A 14,937-nucleotide genomic window follows, 5' to 3' on the forward strand; every position below is an offset into this window, starting at 1 on the left:
CCATGAGTGTCGCCGGCAGCATCGAGCTGACGCTGCAATGGGACGGCCATGCCGTGCGCCGTGCCGGTGTTGCGTCGAGCCGTCCCTTGCCGTCACGCTTGCTGCCTGGTCGCTCGCCATCCGAGGCCGAGGCGATGATCGCCTTGCTCTTCGGCGTCTGTGGTCGCGCGCAGACGGTTGCGGCGGCACAGGCGATCGAGGCAGCACGCGGGGTCGAGGTGCCTCGCGAAATACAGTTGCAGCGCGAGGCGGCGCTGCTTGCCGAAGCGCTCTACGAACTGTCCTGGCGCATTCTGCTTGATCTGCCGGCATTGGCCGGCGAGGCACCGCAGCCGGAACGGCTAGCGGCCCTGCGTGCGGAGTTGCAGCACCTGCCGGGGCAGGGCAGGCAGGCACCGGGCTGGTGGCATGTAGCCGCCGACGAGTCCGCCCGTCGTGCCTGGGGCGAAGCCGCCGGGCGCATCGAGCGCCTGCTGGCGCGCCACATCTTCGCCGCGGCACCGTCGGACTGGCTGGAAATGGCGTCGATGGCGTCGGTGGCGGCGTGGGTCGGCATCGCGCCGACGCCGGCGGCGCGCCATTTCGGCAAAGTCTGGGGCGACCCGCTCGGCCGCTGTTCGACGCCATTGCTGCCGCGCCTGAGCGCGGCGCAGGCCGCCGCGGCGCTGCCCGCCGGTACACTGCTTGAGGAGCACTTCGCCAGCGCGCCGACCTGGCAGGGCGCGCCGGCAGAAACCGGGGCACTTGCGCGCACCGCCACGCATCCGCTCATCGCCGAGGCGCTGGCCGGGCAGGGCAACACCGTTGCCACGCGCCTGCTGGCGCGCTTTGTGGAACTCGCGCTGCTCCCCGCGCGGCTGGCGCGGCTGGCTGCCGGGCAGATCGGCACGCCCTGGGCCGCCAGGTATTCGCCGGCGCCGGCGAGCGGCATCAGCAGTACCGAAACGGCGCGCGGCGTGCTGCTGCATCAGGTGGAACTCGACGGCGAGCGCGTCGGCCGTTACGGCATCGTCGCGCCGACCGAGTGGAATTTCCATCCCGACGGTGCTTTCGCGCAGGGGCTGGCCGGGCTGACGGCGGCGAGCAGCGGCGCGGCGGCGCGCGCTGCCGAGTGGCTGGCGCATTCGCTCGACCCTTGCGTGGCCTGTCGCATCGAGGTGATCCATGCATGAAATGTCGCTGGCCGAAGGCGTGTTGCAGATCGTCGAGGAGCACGCCGTCGCCCAGGGAATCGGTCGCGTTGGCAGCGTCGTTCTCGAGATCGGCGAACTGGCTGGCGTTGAAGTCGAGGCGCTGCGCTTCTGTTTCGACGCGGTGACGCGCGCCACGCGGCTCGAAGGCGCGGCGCTGCGCATCGACGCACTGCCCGGCCGCGGCTGGTGCATGGCCTGCGCCGAGTCGGTGGCGATCGCGCAACTATACGATGCTTGCCCGCGCTGCGGCTCGCATCAGGTGCAGGCGACCGGCGGTACCGAAATGCGGGTGAAGGAATTCTTTGGCGTGTAGGCTGTGCCGCTGATGACTGCAGTGGCTGGCGCGGATGATCGGGAGAGAGAAGATGTGTACGGTTTGCGGTTGTGCGGCGGGTGAAACGAAGATCGAAGGGGCTGTTGCAGGGAGTACGGCGGCCCATGAGCACGCGCATCGACATGCCGACGGCAGCTGGCATACCCACGCCCATACGCACACAGATGCGCACACAGATGCGCACACAGATGCGCACACAGATGCGCATACGCACGCCGACGGCGATGAGGCTGCGGGCCATGAACACGCGCATGCGCACGATGACGAAGCCGCGCATGCGGCGGCGCACGCTGCCGGGATTGCCCACCCGCACGAACATTCTCACGGCGCTCGGGACGAGAATGCGCACGACCACGCACACGAGCATGGTCACGAAAGCCACTCCTCACTCGATTTCGGCAGCGGTCCGGCCGGCGCGCACGCACCGGGTCTGACGCAGGCGAAGATGGTGCAGGTCGAGCAGGACATCCTCGCCAAGAACAACGCCTTTGCCGATACCAACCGGCGTCGTTTCGCCGCGCAAGGCGTCTTTGCCATCAACCTCGTTTCCAGCCCCGGCTCGGGCAAGACGACGCTGCTGGTGCGCACCATCGAAACGCTGAAGACGCGTCTGGCGCTGGCCGTCGTCGAAGGCGACCAGCAGACCAGCCTCGACGCGCAGCGCATCCGCGCCACCGGCGTTGCCGCCATCCAGATCAACACCGGCAAGGGCTGTCACCTCGACGCGCAGATGGTCGGCCGCGCCTGCGACCGCCTGCCGCTCGCCGACGACAGCCTGCTGCTGATCGAAAACGTCGGCAATCTCGTCTGCCCGGCCGATTTCGATCTCGGCGAGGCGCACAAGGTGGTCGTCCTCTCGGTCACCGAGGGCGAGGACAAACCGCTCAAATACCCGGCGATGTTCCGCGCCGCGCGCTTGATGCTGGTGAACAAGATCGATCTGTTGCCGTATCTGAACTTCGACTTCGAGGCCTGTCTCGCCAACGCCCGCCGCGTCAATCCGCATATCGAGGTACTGCCCGTTTCGGCGGTCTCGGGTGAAGGCCTCGAGGCCTGGTTCAGCTGGCTCGAGCGTGGCGTCGGCGCCGCGCAGGCGGCGCGCGGCGGCCTCGTGCAACGGCTGCAGCAGCGCATCGCCGAGCTTGAGGCGCAGTTGGCTGCCCGATAAGCCGCGTACCAAGCGCATGTCGAAAAGTCATCGGCGACCGGGCGAGTGCCGTCGCGCTCAAGCTTCCTGCCGTGTCTGAGCGGGCTGTCGGCAAGGCCAGTGCGCTCCGGCTGCGTGTGCGCGGTCAGGTGCAGGGCGTCGGTTTCCGTCCCTACGTTTTCCGGCTGGCCGGCGAACTCGGTCTGGCCGGCTGGGTGCGCAACGACGGCGAAGGCGTCGACATCGCGATCGACGGCGCCGGCCCGGCGATCGCCCGCTTCATCGAGCGTCTGCCGGCGGAAGCGCCGCCGCTGGCGCGTATCGCCGCCGTCGAGGTGCTGGCGCAGGCGGATGAGGGCGGCTACCGCGATTTCCGCATCGTCGCCAGCGGCGGTGGCGCCCTGCGCACCGAAGTGGCGCCCGACGCCGGCATCTGCGCCGACTGTCTGGAAGAACTCTTCGCGTCCGGCAACCGTCGCTACCGCTACGCTTTCATCAACTGCACGCAGTGCGGCCCGCGCTACAGCATCCTCAGGGGCCTGCCCTACGACCGGCCGCAGACGAGCATGGCGGCTTTTGCGCAATGCCCGGAATGCCTCGGCGAATACACGGCGCCGGCGAACCGACGCTTCCACGCCGAGCCGAATGCCTGCGCGCACTGTGGTCCGCAGCTGGCCCTGCATGACAGTGACGGTCGCCTGCTGGCGGGTGTCGACGTCGTCGCCGACGCTCTGGCGCGTTTGCTGCGCGGCGAGATTGTCGCCATCAAGGGTGCCGGCGGCTTCCATCTGGCTTGCGACGCGCGCAACGCCGCCGCCGTGGCGCGCCTGCGCCTGCGCAAGCAGCGCGAGGAAAAACCGTTCGCGGTGATGTTTGCCGGCACGGCCTCGCTTGCCGGATTCGCTGCCGCCGACGCGGCGGCACATCGCCTGCTCGAATCACCCGAGCGCCCGGTGGTCCTGCTGCGCAAGAGCGCCGACTGCGATGCCGCGCTGCCCGGCGTGGCGCCCGGACTCGCCTGGCTCGGCGCCATGCTGCCGTCGACGCCGTTGCACTACCTGCTCTTTCACGAGGCTGCCGGGCGACCTGCCGGCAGCGATTGGCTGGCGACCGCGCAGCCGCTGGTGCTGCTGATGACCAGCGCCAACCCCGGCGGCGAGCCGCTGGTGACCGGCAACGACGAGGCGCTGACGCGCCTGCGCGGCATCGCCGACGTCTTCGTACTGCACGACCGCGACATCGTCGCGCGCTGCGATGATTCGGTGTTGCGCCTGATCGCGGAATCGCCATCGCCCGTGCCGTCTGCCATTCCGCTGCCTGCTCCTGTGCCAACTCCGGTGCCCGCTGAGATGTCCGTTCTGGCGTCTGCTCAGGTGCCTTCCCCGGCGCCCGGCGCAGCACCGTCCTCAGCGACTGCCGGCGACCCGCCGTTCCAGTTCATCCGCCGCGCACGCGGCTACACGCCGCAGGCTATCGCGCTCGCCGGCGGCGGCACGGCGGTGCTCGCCTGCGGCGCCTATCTGAAGAACAGCCTGTGTCTGCTGCGCGGCGAACAGGCCTTCATGTCGCCGCACATCGGCGACCTCGACAACGCTGCCAGCTGCGTCGCGCTCGACGCTGCCGCGATGCATCTGCTCGACCTGCTGCGCATCGAGCCAGCCGTCGTCGCGCACGACCTGCACCCGGACTTTTACAGCTCGCGCTTCGCCGCCGGCTTTGCTGCGCAGCGCGGTCTGCCTTGCTGCGCCGTGCAGCACCATCACGCGCACATCGCCGCGGTGATGGCGGAACACCGGCTGTCAGGCGAAGTGCTGGGGCTGGCGCTCGACGGCGTCGGCCTGGGCAGCGAGGGGGACGAAGCGGGCGGCCAGTGGGGCGGCGAACTGCTGCGCGTTTCGGCGCGCAATTTTGCGCGTCTCGGCCATTTGCGCCCCTTGCCCTTGCCCGGCGGCGACCGCGCGGCGCGCGAACCTTGGCGCATGGCGGCTGCGGCGCTGCACGCGCTCGGCCGCGGCGACGAGATCGCCGGCCGCTTCGACCGGCCGGCCGCAGCCTTGCTCGGCCAGTTGCTTGACGATGGCCGGCACGCGCCGCTGAGCAGCAGTTGCGGCCGCCTCTTCGACGCCGCCGCCGGTCTCGCTGGCGTCAGCAGCGTCGCCTCGTTCGAGGGACAGGCGGCGATGCTCTACGAAGGACTCGCCGAGGCGCACGGTGCGGTGCCGGTGTTGGCCGACGGCTACCGCATCGGCAGCGACGGCGTGCTCGACCTGCTGCCGCTGCTGGCGCAGCTGGCGGACGAGCCGCGCCCCGGCTTTGCCGCGGCGCTCTTTCATGTCACGCTGGCGGCTGCGCTGGCCGACTGGATCGAGTTCGCTGCTGCGCAGAGCGGCCTGCGCCGCGTCGCGCTCGGCGGCGGCTGCTGCCTCAACCGTTTTCTGTTGTCGCGCCTGCGCGCGCAGCTTGAACAGCGCGGCTTTGCCGTCTTCGAGGCGCAACAGGTGCCGCCGAACGACGGTGGCCTCAGCCTCGGTCAGGCGTGGGTCGCGCGCCATCGTTTGCTTGCCGGAGAAATCTGATCATGTGTCTGGCCATTCCCGTGCGCATCGTCGAGCTGCTCGGCGACGATCTCGCGCTGTTCGACGTCGGCGGCATCCGCAAGGAGATTTCGCTGGCGCTGGTCGACGACGTCAAGGTCGGCGATTACGTCGTCGCGCACACCGGCTACGCGATCGGCAAGCTCGACCGCGACGAGGCGGAAAAGACGCTGCAGCTGCTCGCCAGCATGGCCGCCGGCGAGCCGGCAGCGCTTGCCGGCTGATGCGTGGCCGTTCCAATACCCGGCAGCCATGAAATACATCGATGAGTTTCGCGACGGCCCGACCGCGCGCGCGCTCGGCGCGGCGATCGCACGTGCCGCGCAGTCCGAACGCAGCTACCGCATCATGGAGTTCTGCGGCGGCCATACGCACGCCATCTCGCGCTACGGCATCGCCGACCTGTTACCGGCGAATCTGCGCCTGATCCATGGCCCCGGCTGTCCAGTCTGCGTGCTGCCGATCGGCCGCGTCGACAGCGCCATCGAACTGGCCTTGCAGCATGGGGTGATCCTGTGCGCCTACGGCGACTGCCTGCGCGTGCCGGCGTCGGCGCAGATGTCGCTGCAGAAGGCGAAGGCGCGCGGCGCCGACGTGCGCATGGTGCATTCGGCCGCCGACGCGCTGAAGACCGCGCTGGATAACCCGCAGCGGCAGGTGGTGTTCTTTGCCATCGGCTTCGAGACGACGACGCCGCCGACGGCGGTGGTCATCGAGCAGGCGAGCCGGCTGGCGCTGCAAAACTTCACGGTCTTCTGCAACCACGTGCTGACGCCGCCGGCGATTGCCCATCTGCTCGCCGCCAGCGCGCCCGGCGCGGCCTTGCCCGCAGTCGAACTCGATGCCTTCATCGGCCCGGCGCACGTCAGCACGGTGATCGGCAGCCAGGCTTACGAGCCGTTCGTCGCGCGCTACCGCAAGCCGGTGGTGATTGCCGGCTTCGAACCGCTCGACGTGATGCAAGCGATCCTGATGCTGGTGCAGCAGCTCAACGCGGGCCGCGCCGAGGTCGAGAACCAGTACACGCGCGCCGTCACGCGCAGCGGCAACCTCAAGGCGCAGCGCATCGTCGCCGAAGTGTTCGAGTTGCGTTCGCGCTTCGAATGGCGCGGTCTTGGCGAACTGCCCGCTTCGGCGCTGCGCATCCGCGAGCGCTACGCCGCCTTCGACGCCGAGCAGCGCTTTGGTCTGCTCTATCGCCCGGTCGCCGATAACCGCGCCTGCGAATGCGGGGCGATCCTGCGCGGCCTGAAGCAACCGCGCGACTGCAAGGTCTTCGGCACCGCCTGCACGCCGGAGAATCCGCTCGGCTCGTGCATGGTCTCGTCGGAAGGCGCCTGCGCCGCGCACTACAGCTATGGCCGTTACCGCGATTTCGCTGCGCAGGAGAGCGCATGAGCACAGTCAGGAAAGCCTACGTCAGGCCGCTCGACCTGAAGAACGGCCGCGTCGACATGACGCACGGCAGCGGCGGCCGCGCCATGGCGCAGCTGATCGACGAACTGTTCGCCACCAGCTTCGACAACGAATGGCTGCGCCAGGGCAACGACGGCGCCTTGCTGCCGACGGCGCCCGGTCGGCTGGTGATGGCGACCGACGCGCACGTTGTCTCGCCGCTTTTTTTCCCCGGCGGCGACATCGGTTGCCTGGCGGTGCATGGCACGATCAACGACGTCGCCATGCTCGGCGCGACGCCGCTCTACCTCGCGGCGAGCTTCATTCTCGAAGAGGGCTTTCCGCTCGCCGATCTGGCGCGCATCGTCGCCTCGATGGCGAGCGCCGCGCGCGACGCCGGCGTGCCGGTGGTCACCGGCGACACCAAGGTGGTCGAGCGCGGCCACGGTGACGGTGTCTTCATCACCACCACCGGCGTCGGTAGCGTCGCCGACGGCGTGCGCGTTTCCGGCGACCGCGCCCGGCCCGGCGACGCCATCCTCGTCAGCGGCACGCTCGGCGACCATGGCGTGGCGATCATGTCGCTGCGCGAGAACCTCGGTTTCGCCACCGTCGTCGAGTCTGACACCGCCGCGCTGCACGGGCTGGTCGCCGCGCTGCTCGCCGTCGAACCTGATCTACACGTGCTGCGCGATCCGACGCGCGGCGGACTGGCGACGACACTGAACGAAATCGCGCGCCAGTCGGGCGTGGGCATGCTGATCGAGGAAGCACGCCTGCCGCTGCGCGAAGCGGTCAGCGCTGCCTGCGAACTGCTCGGCCTCGATCCGCTCTACGTCGCCAACGAAGGCAAGCTGATCTGTATCTGCGCCGCCGCGTCGGCCGACGCCGTGCTGGCGGCGATGCGCGCGCATCCGCTCGGCCGCGACGCGGCGCGCATCGGCACGGTGATCGACGATGCGCAGCACTTCGTGCAGATGGAAACCGCCTTCGGCGGCCGGCGTATCGTCGACTGGCTGAACGGCGAACAGCTGCCGCGCATCTGCTGAGCCAGCACACCGGCGCGGACGGACGCCACAAAGAAAAAGCCCCGCCGGTTTCCCGGGCGGGGCTTTTTTCAGACCTAGGCGATGTGCCGCGTCAGATCTTCATTCGCGGCATGGCCGAGCCGGCATCCGGCAGTTGCTCGGTACCGCCGCCGCAGGCCATGACGGCGGCCGGAACGGCGTTTTCTTCCATCTGCTGATCGCCGCCACCGCAGGCCTTGAAGCCGGCCATCGGCGTTGCTGCTGCCGTTTCGGCGGCCTTGATCGCATCGGCAGTGGCTGCCGAACGCTTGCGCGGGGGCGCCGTCTTCCACTGGATCACCTGCGCTTCGATCTGCGGCTCGTTCTTGACCAGCTTGCGCGATTCGTCGAAGCCGAAGTTGACGGTCTTCTTCGACTGCGGACCCCAGTAGCCAGCCTTGCCGAGGCTGTAGAACTTGCGTTCGAAGGCGCTCTTCAGGAAGGCCTTGAGGCAGCCCATCAGGTACTTGCGACGGATCGGGTCGCGCACCCACGGGTAGCCGAGGAAGGACTTCTTCATGTAGAAGCGGCGGTAGTTGTTCATCACCGCGTCGAGTAGCTCGCCGCGCTCCATCTCGTTCGGCTTCATGATCGGCGTCACGAAGTTGTACTTCGAGAAGTCGAAGATTTCGACCTTGTCGCCGAGCTGGTAGAAGAGATCGGAGAACGGCCACGGCGTGAACATCGACCAGTTGGCCATGTCCGGATTCCAGTCCATGCACATCCGGTAGGTTTCTTCGATCGTTTCCTTGGTCTCGTTCTCGAGGCCGACGATGAACTGGGCTTCGGTGACGATGCCGTTGGCGCGCAGCAGGTCGATCGCCTTCTTGTTCTGCGCGACCGTCGTTTCCTTGTTGAACAGGTCGAGCTTGAGCTGCGCCGCGGCTTCGGTACCGAGCGAGATGTGGATCAGGCCGGCCTTGCGGTAGAAGGGCAGCAGTTCCTCGTCGCGCAGCACGTCGGTGACACGGGTGTTGATACCCCAGTAGACCGGCAGATTGCGCTGGATCAGTTCTTCGCAGAATTCGACGAACTTCTTGCGGTTGATCGTCGGTTCCTCGTCGGCGAGGATGAAGAAGCCGACGCCGTGCTCGCGCACGAGAACTTCGATTTCATCGACAACCTTCTTCGGATCGCGGACGCGGTAATCGCGCCAGAACTTCCACTGCGAGCAGAACGAGCAGGTGAAGGGGCAGCCGCGCGCCAGATTCGGCGTCGCGACGGGAACACCCATCGGGATGTACATGTACTTCTTCCAGTCGAGCACGCCCCAGTCGGCGACGATCGAGTCGACGTCGCGGATGGTCGGTTCGGCCGGCGTGGCGACGATCTGCTCGCCTTCCATGTAGGCGATGCCCTTGATCTCGGCGCGTTCGGCCGGCCAGCGGCCCTGGTCGATGGCACGGACGAGGTTGAGCGTCACCGCTTCGCCTTCACCGCGGACGATGGCGTCGATCCACGGCGCTTCGGCGAGGATCTGCTGGAACATGAAGGTCGCGTGGATGCCGCCGAGCAGGGTGACTGCGTTCGGACACTCTTCCTTGGCGATCTTGAGCAGACGTTCGGCGGTGTAGATCGCCGGCGTGTTGGCCGTGGTGGCGATCACATCGGGCTGCTCGCGCTTGAAAATCTGGCGCAGTTCGTCATCCGAGATGTCGTCGGTCATGGCGTCGACGAAACTGTAGTCGGTGTAGCCGCCGGCCTTGAGATAACCGGCCAGGTAAGCCACCCAGGCGGGCGACCATTTGCCGGCGATTTCGGCGCCACCGCAAATGTAATTGGGATGGACGAAAAGAATGCGCATTGAATGCTCCAGAGCTAAGATTTCCCGGCGCAATAATGGCAGGGAAAACGAGCGCGGATTTTGCGCGGCGCGGCGCCTGCCGTCAACCCTGAAGAGCCAGGGGTTTTTGCCGGAAATCGGCATGCTGCCGGCCTTTGCGGGGTGCCGGCAGGGGCGGCGTGGCGATTGTCCCGGTGTTGTATTCATGCCTCATGGCGGTGGCCCTGCTGTGATGCCATGCTGCGTTGACCGGCTCAGCCGCAGTCGGGATACTTGCGCCGCTTCCCGCCCTCGCAGCGGCCTCGTGAAAGAATCGCATCCAGTGACTGCATCGCTTCCTGCCCCTGAACCCGCTCCGCTTGCTCCCGCGACGCCAGCCACGCCGTGTCCGCCGCTGCCGCAGATCGAGGTGCCGCTGCTTGATGCGGCAGTGCCGAAGCGTGCGCGCTGCCTGATGATCCAGGGAACGAGTTCGGACGTGGGCAAAAGCCTGCTCGTCGCCGGCCTGTGCCGCGCCTACACGCGCCGCGGCATCGCCGTGCGTCCGTTCAAGGCGCAGAACATGAGCAACAACGCCGCGGTGAGCGTCGATTCCGACCTGCCACCGGGCCCCGACGGCGAAATCCGCCGCGGCGAGATCGGCCGCGCACAGGCTCTGCAGGCGCGCGCCTGCAAGCTGCCGCCGTCGATCCACATGAATCCGGTGCTGTTGAAACCGCAGGCCTACGTCGGCTCGCAGGTGGTGCTGCGCGGACGCGCGCTCGGCAACTGGCCGGCGCGGCATTACCACGAACTGAAGCCGACACTGCTGCCGGCGGTGCTCGACAGCCTGCGCCGCACCGCCGCCGAGGCCGATCTGGTGATCGTCGAAGGCGCCGGCAGCGGCACCGAGGTCTATCTGCGCCACTGCGACATCACCAATATGAAGCTCGCCGAGCTCGCCGACCTGCCGGTGGTGGTACTCACCGACAACGACCGTGGCGGCGCCATCGCGGCGGTGGTCGGCACGCACGTGCTGCATACTGAAGAAGAGCGCGCGCGCATCGTCGGCTACATCGTGAACAAGTTCCGTGGTGACTTCTCGCTCTACGAACCCGGCTGCCGTGTGATCAGCGAGCAGACCGGCTGGCCGCTGCTCGGCGTCGTGCGCTGGTTCGACGCCGCCGGCCGCCTGCCGGCCGAGGATGCGTTGGCGCTGGAAAAGCCGGCCGTTGGCGAAGGGCGCGGGCTCACCGTCGTCGTTCCGCAGCTGTCGCGCGTCGCCAATTTCGACGACCTCGACCCATTGGCCGCCGAGCCCGGTGTGGCGGTGCGCTGGGTCCGCTCGGGCCAGCCGATTCCGGCCGACGCCGACGTCGTGCTGCTGCCCGGGTCGAAGACGACGCGCGCCGACCTTGCGCTCTTGCGCCGCGAGGGCTGGGATATCGACATCCGCGCGCATGTGCGCCGCGGCGGCCGCGTCGTCGGCCTGTGCGCCGGCTTCCAGATGCTCGGCCGTGTCGTGCGCGATCCGCTCGGCATCGAGGGCGATCCCGGTGAAACGGCGGGGCTCGGCCTGCTCGACATCGAGACGACGATCGGCGACGACAAGCGCCTGATCGACATCGACCGCATCGACCGCGTCAGCGGCGAGCGCGTCACCGGCTACGAGATGCACATGGGGCGCACGCAGGGGCCGGGGCTCGAACGGCCGTGGTTGCGCCTCGTGGACGGCGAAGGTCGCGAGACGCCCGAAGGCGCCGTCTCGGCCGACGGGCGGGTGATGGGTGCTTACGTGCATGGCCTGTTCGCCGCCGACGGTTTCCGTCGTCACTGGTTGGCGCAACTCGGCGCGCAGATTTCCGCGCTCGATTTCGAGGCGCAGGTCGAAGCAACGCTGGAAGCGCTTGCCGACCACGTCGAGGCCAATCTCGACCTCGACGCGCTGCTGGCGCTGGCGCGTTAGGCGCATGCACGACGTCGTTCCGTTCACGCCGGCGCCCGCCGCGCCACGGCGCGCGCGCCGGCTGATGATCCAGGGCACCTCGTCCGACGTCGGCAAGAGCCTGCTCGTCGCCGGCCTGTGCCGCGCTTTCGCCAATCGCGGCCTGATCGTGCGTCCGTTCAAGGCGCAGAACATGAGCAACAACGCGGCGGTGACGGTCGATGCCGATGTGCCCGAGGCGGGTTCGACTCCCGCTCCGGGCATCAGAGCCGAGCCCGTGCGCGGCGAGATCGGCCGCGCGCAGGCGCTGCAGGCGCGCGCCTGCCGTGCGCCGCGCTCGGTGCACATGAACCCGGTGCTGTTGAAGCCCGAAAGCGACGTCGACTGCCAGGTCGTGCTGCGCGGCCGCGTGCTCGGTCGCGCTTCGGCTGCCGCCTACCAGACGCTCAAGCCGGCGTTGCTGCCGGCGGTGCTCGACAGTCTCGAACGCCTGTCGCAGCAAGCCGATCTGGTGCTGATCGAAGGCGCCGGCAGTGGCGCCGAGGCCTACCTGCGCGCGCAGGACATCAGCAACATGGGGCTTGCCGAAGCCGCCGACCTGCCGGTGCTACTGGTCGGCGACGAGTCGCGCGGCGGCGTCAGCGCGGCGGTGCTCGGCCATCGCCTGCTGTGGAGCGAGTCCGAGCGCGCGCGCGTCGGCGGTGTGCTGGTGAATAAATTCCGTGGCGATCCGGCGGTATTCGCGCCGGCCGCCGCGATGATCAGTGCCGCCACCGGCTGGCCGGTGCTCGGGCTGGTGCGCTGGTTCGACGGCGCCGCGCGCCTACCGCAGGAGGATTCGCTGGCGCTCGACCTTGCCGCACGCGCGACGGCGAAGCCGCTGCGGCCGGGCGAGGCGAAGCCGCTGACCGTCGCCGTGCTGCGCACGCCGCGCATCGCCAACGCCGACGACCTCGACCCGCTCGCCGCCGAGCCCGGCGTCCGCGTCGTCTGGGTGCAGCCCGGCGAGCCGGTGCCGCGCGCCGCCGACGTGGTCGTCATCGCCGGCTCCAAGGCGACGCGTGCCGACCTCGACTTCGTGCGCGCACAGGGCTGGCAGCACGACCTGTACGCGCATGTGCGCCAGGGCGGCCGCGTCGTCGGCCTGTGCGCCGGCTTCCAGATGCTCGGCCGCGTCGTGCGCGACCCGCAGGGCATCGAGGGCGACCCCGGCGAGAGCGCAGGGCTCGGCCTGCTCGACCTCGAGACGACGATCGGTGGCGACAAGCGCCTGCTCGACCTCGACGCCATCGACCGGATCAGCGGCGAGCGCGTCACAGGCTACGAGATGCACATGGGGCGCACGCAGGGCGCGGCGCTGGCGCGGCCGTGGCTGCGCCTCGTGGACGCGCTTGGCGAAGACGGCGAACACGCGGAACTCATCACGCGTATCGCACCCCTCGGAAGTCACGAGCGCGCCGAAGGCGCCGTCTCGGCCGGCGGCCGGGTGATGGGCAGCTACGTGCATGGCCTGTTCGCCGCCGACGGCTTCCGCCGGTACTGGCTGGCGCAGATGCGTGGCGAGGTGGTGGTGGAGCAGGGGGCGGGGCAGGGCGAGCGGACGACGCCCGCCAGCGCCTACGAGGCGCGCGTCGATGCGGCGCTCGACGCCTTCGCCGCGCAATTGGCCGAAGACCTCGATCTCAATGCCTTGTGGGCGCTGGCGCGATGAGCGGCGATAAGGCTTCCCGCCGCGAAGGCGACGATTTCGACGCCTTCGCGCCGATGCCCGAAGGTCCGGCCTGGCTGATGCTGGTCGGCATCGGCGAGGACGGCGTTCCTGGTCTCGGCGACGTGGCGCGCGCGGCGATCAGCGGCGCGGTGCTGGTCGTCGGCGGCGAGCGGCAACTGGCGCTGGCAGCGCCGCTCATCCGCGGCGAGGCGCGCGCCTGGCCGTCGCCACTCACCGCCGGCGTCGCCGCACTACGCGACTTCGCCGGCCGGCCGGTGGTCGTACTCGCCTCGGGTGATCCCTACTGCTACGGCATCGGCAGCACGCTGCGCCGGCTGCTGCCCGACGTGCCGCTCGCCTGCTTGCCAGCGCCGTCGTCGTTCGCGCTCGCCTGCGCGCGCCTTGGCTGGCCGCAGCAGGAAACGACGCTTGCTTCGCTGTGCGGTCGGCCGCTGGCCGGGCTCAGCGACAAGCTCGTTCCCGGTGCGCGGCTGGTCGTGCTCTCGGCCGACGAGACGACGCCGGCTGAACTTGCCGCGCATCTCGTCGCCCAAGGCTTCGGCGGCGCGCTGATGCACGTGCTCGAAGCGCTGGGCGGGCCGCAGGAACGCCGGCGCAGCGTGCGCGCTGCCGAGCTTGCCGCTGCCTCCGGTCAGACCGCCTTCGCCGCCGCTTTCTCCGATATCCACCGCCTCAACCTCGTTGCGCTCGAACTGCCGGCGCAGCGCGCACTGCCCGCTACGGAAACCCACGCATGAGCATCCACTTCATCGGCGCCGGCCCCGGCGCGCCCGACCTGATCACCGTCCGCGGCCGTGACCGCATCGCCGCTTGCCCGGTCTGCCTCTACGCCGGTTCGCTGATCCACCCGGCGATCCTCGACTACTGCCCGCCGGGGGCGCGCGTCGTCGATACCGCACCGCTGAGCCTCGAGGAGATCGTCGCCGAAATGGCCGCCGCGCACGCCGCCGGGCTCGACGTGGCGCGCCTGCATTCGGGCGATCTGTCGATCTGGAGCGCGATGGGCGAGCAGCTGCGCGAACTCGACCGCCTCGGCATTCCCTACACGGTGACGCCCGGCGTGCCGGCCTTCGCCGCCGCCGCCGCCGCGCTCAAACGCGAACTGACGCTGCCGGAAGTGGCGCAGTCGCTGGTGCTGACGCGCACCTCGGGCCGCGCTTCGGCGATGCCGCCGCGCGAGAAGCTGGCGAGCTTCGCCGCCACCGGCGCGACGCTGGCGCTGCACCTGTCGATCCACGTGCTCGACGACATCGTCGCCGAACTGCTGCCGCACTACGGCGCCGATTGCCCGGTGGCGGTGGTGTACCGGGCGACCTGGCCGGAAGAGCGCATCGTGCGCGGCACGCTCGACGACATCGCCGCCGAAGTGGCGAAGGCGCCGCCCGAGCGCAGCGCGCTGATCCTCGTCGGTCCGGCGCTGGCGGCCGAAGATTTCCGCAACAGCGCGCTGTACTCGGCCGACTACCAGCGCCGCTTCCGCGGCCGCGACACGCGCGCCGGGTCGTAAGCGGGATTTCGCGCGGGGCGGTGCGCGCCGCCCGGCAAGGTTTCACCAGCTCGGCGACTGACGCGGCAAGCACCGCGTCGAAGCCATTACGGAGTGAGCGCCTGCCAATCGGGGCCGGCGGCAACGATTTGTGCAGCCATGAGGCGCCGCCGGCCCCGATTGGCCGGCGCCTGCCAACGCTGCCCGGATTCCGGTCTGCAAGCCGAACGTACCGCCCGCAGGACTGGAGCCGCCTAATCCGCCTCCGGATTCCGCCGCCGC

The 14,937-nt window shown here is 69.3% G+C and carries 12 protein-coding genes; 11 read left to right on the forward strand and 1 reads right to left on the reverse strand.

Annotated elements, in window-relative coordinates:
* The first annotated feature begins 2 nt into the window (after positions 1 to 2).
* From GGD90_RS14520 to hypE, 7 genes are all read left to right on the forward strand, one after another.
* The gene (locus tag GGD90_RS14520; protein WP_153116322.1) at positions 3 to 1,172 is read left to right on the forward strand and encodes a nickel-dependent hydrogenase large subunit; all 1,170 of its coding nucleotides are present in this window, start codon (positions 3 to 5) and stop codon (positions 1,170 to 1,172) included.
* Positions 1,165 to 1,506, forward strand: a complete 342-nt coding sequence (hypA, locus tag GGD90_RS14525; protein ID WP_153116321.1) for a hydrogenase maturation nickel metallochaperone HypA — start codon at positions 1,165 to 1,167, stop codon at positions 1,504 to 1,506. Before GGD90_RS14520 ends, hypA begins: the two co-directional genes overlap by 8 nt.
* Positions 1,507 to 1,558: 52 nt before the next feature.
* A complete protein-coding gene (gene hypB / locus GGD90_RS14530; protein WP_153116320.1) occupies positions 1,559 to 2,695 on the forward strand; it encodes a hydrogenase nickel incorporation protein HypB in 1,137 nt (378 codons plus the stop codon).
* Positions 2,696 to 2,766: 71 nt separating this feature from the next.
* Entirely contained in the window at positions 2,767 to 5,250 is a 2,484-nt protein-coding gene (locus GGD90_RS18100; protein ID WP_153116319.1) for a carbamoyltransferase HypF, read from the forward strand.
* A 2-nt stretch (positions 5,251 to 5,252) separates the two neighbouring features.
* Positions 5,253 to 5,492, forward strand: coding sequence for a HypC/HybG/HupF family hydrogenase formation chaperone (locus GGD90_RS14540; protein ID WP_153116318.1), 240 nt, complete (start codon positions 5,253 to 5,255; stop codon positions 5,490 to 5,492).
* A gap of 28 nt (positions 5,493 to 5,520) precedes the next feature.
* Positions 5,521 to 6,666, forward strand: a complete 1,146-nt coding sequence (hypD, locus tag GGD90_RS14545) for a hydrogenase formation protein HypD (RefSeq protein WP_153116317.1) — start codon at positions 5,521 to 5,523, stop codon at positions 6,664 to 6,666.
* Complete coding sequence (hypE, locus tag GGD90_RS14550; RefSeq protein WP_153116316.1) at positions 6,663 to 7,712, forward strand: hydrogenase expression/formation protein HypE; 1,050 nt, start codon at positions 6,663 to 6,665, stop codon at positions 7,710 to 7,712. The genes hypD and hypE overlap by 4 nt, the downstream gene beginning before the upstream one ends.
* Positions 7,713 to 7,803: 91 nt before the next feature.
* Here hypE and bchE read toward each other — a convergent pair whose 3' ends face one another.
* Positions 7,804 to 9,534, reverse strand: a complete 1,731-nt coding sequence (gene bchE / locus GGD90_RS14555; RefSeq protein WP_153116315.1) for a magnesium-protoporphyrin IX monomethyl ester anaerobic oxidative cyclase — start codon at positions 9,532 to 9,534, stop codon at positions 7,804 to 7,806.
* Between the two features lie 301 nt (positions 9,535 to 9,835).
* On the opposite strand from bchE, the gene GGD90_RS14560 reads away from it, so the two are divergent.
* Genes GGD90_RS14560 through cobM form a run of 4 tightly spaced genes read left to right on the forward strand, consistent with a single transcriptional unit; the run spans position 9,836 to position 14,676 of the window.
* A complete protein-coding gene (locus tag GGD90_RS14560) occupies positions 9,836 to 11,458 on the forward strand; it encodes a cobyric acid synthase (protein ID WP_322741712.1) in 1,623 nt (540 codons plus the stop codon).
* 4 nt (positions 11,459 to 11,462) lie between these two features.
* The gene (locus GGD90_RS14565) at positions 11,463 to 13,148 is read left to right on the forward strand and encodes a cobyric acid synthase (protein ID WP_153116314.1); all 1,686 of its coding nucleotides are present in this window, start codon (positions 11,463 to 11,465) and stop codon (positions 13,146 to 13,148) included.
* Positions 13,145 to 13,906 carry a precorrin-6y C5,15-methyltransferase (decarboxylating) subunit CbiE gene (cbiE, locus tag GGD90_RS14570; RefSeq protein ID WP_153116313.1) on the forward strand — a complete coding sequence of 254 codons (762 nt, stop codon included), beginning with the start codon at positions 13,145 to 13,147 and terminating at the stop codon, positions 13,904 to 13,906. Before GGD90_RS14565 ends, cbiE begins: the two co-directional genes overlap by 4 nt.
* Positions 13,903 to 14,676 (forward strand): precorrin-4 C(11)-methyltransferase, encoded by a 774-nt coding sequence (cobM, locus tag GGD90_RS14575; RefSeq protein WP_153116312.1) that lies wholly within the window; start codon positions 13,903 to 13,905, stop codon positions 14,674 to 14,676. Before cbiE ends, cobM begins: the two co-directional genes overlap by 4 nt.
* The last annotated feature ends 261 nt before the right edge of the window (positions 14,677 to 14,937 follow it).

It is taken from the genome of Rhodocyclus tenuis, from assembly GCF_014197755.1.
In the GTDB taxonomy this organism is placed as follows: domain Bacteria; phylum Pseudomonadota; class Gammaproteobacteria; order Burkholderiales; family Rhodocyclaceae; genus Rhodocyclus; species Rhodocyclus tenuis.

What these genes read in the sequence shown, in the direction of transcription:
- GGD90_RS14520 (WP_153116322.1), top strand. Translation starts at nt 3, where the DNA reads ATGAGTGTCGCCGGCAGCATCGAGCTGACGCTGCAATGGGACGGCCAT.
- hypA (WP_153116321.1), top strand. Translation starts at nt 1,165, where the DNA reads ATGCATGAAATGTCGCTGGCCGAAGGCGTGTTGCAGATCGTCGAGGAG.
- hypB (WP_153116320.1), top strand. Translation starts at nt 1,559, where the DNA reads ATGTGTACGGTTTGCGGTTGTGCGGCGGGTGAAACGAAGATCGAAGGG.
- GGD90_RS14540 (WP_153116318.1), top strand. Translation starts at nt 5,253, where the DNA reads ATGTGTCTGGCCATTCCCGTGCGCATCGTCGAGCTGCTCGGCGACGAT.
- hypD (WP_153116317.1), top strand. Translation starts at nt 5,521, where the DNA reads ATGAAATACATCGATGAGTTTCGCGACGGCCCGACCGCGCGCGCGCTC.
- hypE (WP_153116316.1), top strand. Translation starts at nt 6,663, where the DNA reads ATGAGCACAGTCAGGAAAGCCTACGTCAGGCCGCTCGACCTGAAGAAC.
- bchE (WP_153116315.1), bottom strand. Translation starts at nt 9,534, where the DNA reads ATGCGCATTCTTTTCGTCCATCCCAATTACATTTGCGGTGGCGCCGAA.
- GGD90_RS14565 (WP_153116314.1), top strand. Translation starts at nt 11,463, where the DNA reads ATGCACGACGTCGTTCCGTTCACGCCGGCGCCCGCCGCGCCACGGCGC.
- cbiE (WP_153116313.1), top strand. Translation starts at nt 13,145, where the DNA reads ATGAGCGGCGATAAGGCTTCCCGCCGCGAAGGCGACGATTTCGACGCC.
- cobM (WP_153116312.1), top strand. Translation starts at nt 13,903, where the DNA reads ATGAGCATCCACTTCATCGGCGCCGGCCCCGGCGCGCCCGACCTGATC.